Annotated in this window: 4 protein-coding genes; all 4 read right to left on the bottom strand. The window is 34.8% G+C overall.

Features of this window, described 5'->3' with window-relative positions:
- Positions 1-35 precede the first annotated feature (35 nt).
- Complete coding sequence (locus AA089_RS15800) at positions 36-2,462, bottom strand: TonB-dependent receptor domain-containing protein (protein ID WP_046757950.1); 2,427 nt, start codon at positions 2,460-2,462, stop codon at positions 36-38.
- A gap of 38 nt (positions 2,463-2,500) precedes the next feature.
- Positions 2,501-3,859 (bottom strand): HTTM domain-containing protein, encoded by a 1,359-nt coding sequence (locus AA089_RS15795; RefSeq protein WP_046757949.1) that lies wholly within the window; start codon positions 3,857-3,859, stop codon positions 2,501-2,503.
- Between the two features lie 64 nt (positions 3,860-3,923).
- A complete protein-coding gene (locus tag AA089_RS15790) occupies positions 3,924-5,045 on the bottom strand; it encodes an imelysin family protein (protein WP_053002485.1) in 1,122 nt (373 codons plus the stop codon).
- A 129-nt stretch (positions 5,046-5,174) separates the two neighbouring features.
- Positions 5,175-6,377 (bottom strand): DUF4856 domain-containing protein, encoded by a 1,203-nt coding sequence (locus AA089_RS15785; protein WP_046757948.1) that lies wholly within the window; start codon positions 6,375-6,377, stop codon positions 5,175-5,177.
- Between the last annotated feature and the right edge of the window lie 151 nt (positions 6,378-6,528).

Raw genomic sequence — 6,528 nt, 5'->3', positions numbered from 1 at the left:
CGAATTACTTAACCTTTACAGATGTGACAAAACGATTAGAATTTTATTTGAAGTGTTGTATAAAAGTTTCTATTGTTTGACGGAATGATTCCAGGACCAGGATATCCCGTGGCACGACGTGTGAAATAATTGTTGTTTAATACATTGTTGATTCCAGCTTCGAGTTTGAAGTTTTTGTACGTGTATGACATCGAAATGTCCAAAATATCATAGCTTGGAATTTCGCCAATAACACCACTTAAGTTACTTTCAACCGCATTGGAAGCATCTGTAAATTGCTGTGATAAATAGGTGTATTGAATGTTGGATAAGAAGTTTTTATACCCAAAACGAATTCCTGTTTTTAGGTTGATGTTGGGTACAAATTCTACCTTGTTCCCTTCTACTCCATTTTCTTCCGTTTTTGTATATTCTGAATCAGTAATTGCTGCATTGATGAAGTAATTGAAACTATAATCGTTGTTTTTGATGAAGATTTCATTCAAATTAAAATCTAACAAAGATTCAACTCCATACATCACAGCATTTCCAATGTTTCCGCGTACACTTTTTACACTTCCGTCTGTAAAAGCTTGTTGTACAAAACCAATTCGATCATTGTAAAATAAGCCAAACGCGCCAACATCATACGATACAACATTGTTGTAATTTCCACGCAATCCGAAATCGACCGTAAATCCTTTCTCATCATCAATATCTGGACTAATTGCAAATGCAGGATTGATAATACTAATGTCTGTAAACGTTACCGAACGGTAGTTTTGCGATATATTTCCATAGATTTCCAACGCGTCCGATGGTTTGTAACTTGTTCCCAATCCGAAAAGCACAAACGAACGCTCGCGTACTTCACTATTATCCACCGTTTCGTTTAAAATTACGTTTCCTGCGGCATCTGTGTTGATTCGCTTGAAAAATCCGGCACTTTCAGTTTTTATGTGTTCAAATCGGAAACCTGGTGTAATGGAAAGTTTATCATTGATATAAAATATATTTTCTCCAAATACAGCAATATTTAAGTTTGGATAATCGTATGCTGATTGATTTTGATAGTTTGGAAAATCGTTCGTTTGAAATTCAAAGTTGGGATCGCTTCCCGTAGAACCTGGACCTTGCTGACTTGTATTGTCTGCTTTGTAAAATTTTGCACCGACTAAAAATGTTGCTTTTTTGTCAAATATATCATATTCACTCAACAAGCGTGTTTCGAATCCGAAGTTTTTAAAATCGCCTTTAATCAAATCGCGTTCTTCTTCTGGATCAACTTGATTGACACGATTTGTTCTAAAACCTAAGGCATTTCTGGAAGCATTTAAACCAAAGAAATTAAATGTAAAATTCGTTTGTTCTGAGAATTTGTGTGAGAGTTTCAAATTGTACAACAACCAATCTATTTGAAACCAATTTCGCGCTCTGTTGCTTTGAAATGGATTTTCAGCAAACATTTGATCGGTTAGTCCGCCAGCTTGTTTTGCCAAGTAACGCAAATAGGTTAACTCGCCTTCTACTTTAGTATTTTCGTTGAATTCATAACCAAGATGAACGTATGCATTTTTAGATTCAAATTCAGAGTTTGGACGAAATCCATCGCCTTTTTTATAGTTGAAAAACGAATAGTAACTAAATTTCCCTGTCGTTCCGCTTACACTCGTAAAGTTGGTGTATAAATTGTTGCTTCCGACAGTATTTCGTGTGATAAATTCGAATGGTTTTGCTTTGTTTGGCTTTTTCATTACAAAGTTGACCAAACCTCCAAATTGCGTTCCATATTGTAAGGAAGCAGCGCCACGAATGATTTGAATTTCCTTTAAACCTTCTGCGGCTGGCGAATAGTAACTTTCTGGATATCCTAATACATCTGCGCTAATGTCATATCCGTTTTGACGTGTATTGAAATTTGCCGTTCGGTTTGGATCTAAACCACGTCCGCCAATGTTGAGTTGCAAACCTGCATCGTCATTTTGGTAAATGTTCAACCCAACTACTTGACTGTATATTTGACGTGCATTGTTGGAAGCCAAATTCGCCATCGATTGATCTACCAATACAACTTCCGTCTTTTTTCCCGCGTAGATTGCCGTTTCTTCTACATCTTTTAATCGTTTTAATGTAAAAACTTTATTCTTTCGGACATTTAGTTGTACTTCTGATAGTTGTTCGCCGAGTTCTTTTAAACCAATATTTAATACTACATTTTTGGTAACTGTAACTTTCTTTTCAACAACTTCATATTCAAACGAAAAGAATACCAACGTGATCGTTTCTTTTTCAGTTTCCAATTCGTAATATCCTTGTGCATTAGTTGTGGCTACTTTTCCAGAAGCTTTGTCATAAATATCAACATTTGAAATTGGTGTATTGGTTGCAGTTGCAGTGACAGTTCCTGAAATTTTTTGTTGTGCATTTAGGGAAATGCTGAACAAGTAAAGTGTGATGAGTACGCTAAGGTTCTTTAAGTTCATTTGTTATTTTATTGTTGTATCAATTGTATTTTTTAAATTCAATCATCGTTAAATGGTAGTATCCATGTTTTCGGCTTGAATGATTCTTTTTCTTGGTATAAATCAACGGTTTTGTCAATAAATGGTTGACTTAATCGACCGTTGAGCGCCACGTAACTTTCTACATATACTTCCACATTTTGATGTCCTTGATTCGAAAAATGATCGCCTAAATAGTGTGCATATTCCAAGATAAAATCAGGTTGAAAACTCATTTGTTTTTCTTGCAAAGGCGTTAGAAAATCACTGTTATTTACATAGAAAAAGTTTCCTGTGTTGCCATCAACGATTTTGAATGTGGTACTTCCCATTTTTTCCATTAGCATGACACGCCATGAAAAACGATAGCCTTGTTCTGTCCAAAATAAGTTGCCGTTATACAACAGAAATCGGAATGGAAATATGATTTGTATCATGAAAAACACAAGTACAATTGGAAGGATTATTTTTTTGAATTTGAGATGATATGCTGGCAAAATTGCTATTGCACTTGCGTTGATCTGAATAACTTTTTGGATCATTTTTTTGATGAATGCAATGATTTTTTTGTGGAAATCGGCTTCGAAGAATATTAATGATCCAATAATCATCACATATGGAAACATTCCGATTGGAAATAAAACGCGTGTAAAAATGTGAAAGAAAACGACCAACACAAAGGCAAACCAACGTGTTCGCTTGTACAATAATAGAAACGGAATGCACAAATCGTATAACATTCCAGACCAACTCATAGCGTAGTGAAACCAGTTTTGTTGCAATAAACTTTCGCCAATGATCGGCAAATCGTATTTGGAAGGTAACCAAATTTTGAGTGGTTGTGCTTTGAGTAACCAATCTGCATTTATTTTTGCCAAACCTGCGTAGAAATAGACGATTCCTAAGAGTAATTTTATGGAATCAATACACCAATTTGGAATTTGCTCAAAACTTCTTTTTCTAAAGATATTATCTATTGAGAATGTAGCATTTGCAGGCAGAAATATCAGCAAGAAACTTAGAATACTGATGAAATAGTAATGATTTAGATACGTTGTTTTTTCCATCAGTTCGATATACGTAAAACTTAGAAAAAACGTGATGATTGCCCATCTGTATTTGAATCCTAGTGCTACAAAAAGTGCGGCTACTCCACAGATGAAAAATAATACGTATGTGAAGTTTCCGAGTGGTTGTATCCATTCAAAACCATAGTATGAGAAGTGAAATTTTGGTTCAAGATAGACAGATTCAATCCAGCCTTTTGCCCAAAAACGAATGATACTGTAACACATCATCAAACCAAAACCAATACGAAAAACCGCCAACGGAGCAGCGTTTGTTTTTTTGGAAATATATGTTTGAAAATGGTTTGTCATTGTTCACAAAAAAAAGGTTGCCTTATTTGTGTAGACAACCTTTTATATTCTGTTTTAGTTTGTATTAATCGCCGTCTGCATCGACATAATCAACCGCGATGTTGAACGCTTGTAGCATATCAACTTTGAGCAATACAACTGCGGCTTGCAATGCATCGTATGCTTCCGTCATTTTTGTATTATCCGTGTTAATCTGTGTGGTAAAGTTAGCATCTAGAAGTTGCATTTTTTCTCGTGCAGCATTGAATTTTTCATTGATTAAATCTGCTAAGTCTTCTCTGTCTAACGATTGTAAATACGTTTTGAAACCTTGTCCTTCCGCATTGTCCACTGTACTGATTCCGTTGAACATATTTTGTACGGCATTTAAAGCATCTAACGCTAATTCTTTTGATATTTCTTGGTTGTAAAAAGCTTCTACTCTATCTGGCAAAGGCGTTGAAGAGAAGTTTCCTGCAGGAATACCAATTTTGTTAGCTCTTAATCCTTTTTCGTAATAAAAAATGAAGTCATTGACAATTTTATTAGCGGCACTTGAAGCATTGTTTTCAGTACTTGCTGCGAAAACATTTTGGTAGTTTACAATCCAATCGCTTAATACCAATTGCGTGATAAATTTCATTCGATTGGTTACCGCAGAAAGGTAATCTTTGTAATTTTCAGCTTGTGGATCTGTATCGTATTTTTCTATGATTTCGATGTCTGTTGCACCAACCCCATAAAGTAAGTAATCTAAGGCTGGAAAACCGATTGCATCATGGTTGTTTGGACTTGATAGATCGTAAAATCCTGCGCTTACATTTGCTTCTACATCTGCAGTATTGACAGGATAAATATTCATTTGAAAATTTAATTGAATTTCCTCAGCTTTTCCTATATCAAATATTTCCACACGTTGCCAAGATTTGTATGCTGTTAACCAAGCGGCACGAAAATTATCGAGTGTTGGTTGACTTGGCGCGGCAATGAAACCATCTTTTGCTATTTCGAGCGCATCTAGATTGTCACTCAATTCTTGATACGAAGGAATGATAATATTGTCAGCAAAATTTCGGAGCATGCTGGCTCTACTGAAAACTACATCATTTCCACCTTCATTAGGAGGCGTTGTAATTGTATTGTCATCGGAACTACAAGCAATAATGCTTAACACTAAGAATACTACTGGGAAAATTTTCTTTATCATAACCTTATTTCTATTTATTCTAAATAAACGTTGCAAAAATAAAAAAGTAGTCATTGTTTTCCTAACAGTTTGACTACTTTTTTATACTAATTCTAAATAATATTTTTACGGATATTTAACATCTTATGTTTAGCTTCCTGCTTGTGCAGTTGTAAAGTTGAATTCTGCCGAAATTGTGTTTGAAATTTCGTCTAATGTTGCAGGAGTTACATCCCAAAAACCGTTTCCTATCATAAGTTCTGCGATGAATCCATCAACTTCTGATTTTGTAAAGTAAGGTTCGTTTGTTCCTGGCTTTCGTGTAAATTGTAAGCTGTAGATGAATCCGAATCCTTCCGATAAATCGTGAAATGCTGCGGCTTTATCGCTATCTAAAAAGTTTTTCGCTTGTTGTAAATAATATACGGCTCTGATAGCAATGATTTCAGATATTTTTTCTCTGATAATGTTTGCTTGTGCATCACGGACTGTATAGTTTTTAGCAACGATTGCCGCTCTTCCTAATTTGAACGCTTCATATATTTCTGAGGCAATTCCTGTAAAGTCTGCATCATTTTCAACTCTTGATACGTATTTATTTAAGAAACTATCTTCATTAAGGATTGGATTTTCTGCATTATCCGTTCCGTACAAATATCCAAATGCTTCATCCCATTTGTGTTCCATATTTGTATATGATTTTCCTTCCGCAACGATTCCAGCATCATTATCTGCTCTGTTTGTTCCTGCATCCAAAACCGAAGTACTTACATAGTTATTCAATATTTGATCAACCATTAATGCACCAATTAAACCTTTGTTTACCGCTTGGTTATATTCCAAACCTTTTCCGTTGATGTAACGTGTAGCTCCACCACCAGCTTCTTGCAGATTTCCTGCGTTTCCTGCAGTTGCTATAATGTTCCAATTTGGAAATACTTCTGTTACTTGATTTGCAATCCAAGTATCAAAATCAGCTTTGATAGCGTTTGCATCTGTTGTATTTGCTGAAAAATAGTCAGAAGAAGCCGCCGTTTTGCTACGAATACTTTTGTTAGAAGCATTTAAATCTGCATCACTGAAGTTGTTTTCTCCTTCTATATGCGCAAACATTCCATCTAACTGTGCTTCTGTTTTTGTATTATCTGTTAGGGCAGAAATTAGCTCGTCTCCCATTTCTATACGTGTGGTTTGTCCATTGTAATCTACGGTAGAAATTCCGTCTCTACTGAATGCATAGGTTGCAGGTGCAACAACTGCTGGATCAACTGGAGTTGTCACGTCGTCATCACTTGAACATGATACAAATATGATATTTGAGATCGCTAATAAACCAATTACTATTTTTTTCATTATGATTGTTTTTTGGTATTGTTTTTTGTTTTGACAAATATATTATGGGATTTTTAATTCACAAAGTTTATTTAGACTTAATCTTAATAAAATTAAAGCTAATTTTTTAACTATTTATTAATCAATTATTTACAATATAATTTTAACATTT

The sequence above is a fragment of the Kordia jejudonensis genome, assembly GCF_001005315.1.
Taxonomy (GTDB): domain Bacteria; phylum Bacteroidota; class Bacteroidia; order Flavobacteriales; family Flavobacteriaceae; genus Kordia; species Kordia jejudonensis.
Note: the sequence above shows the minus strand (reverse complement) of the source record. Positions and strands in the feature narration are given on the sequence as shown.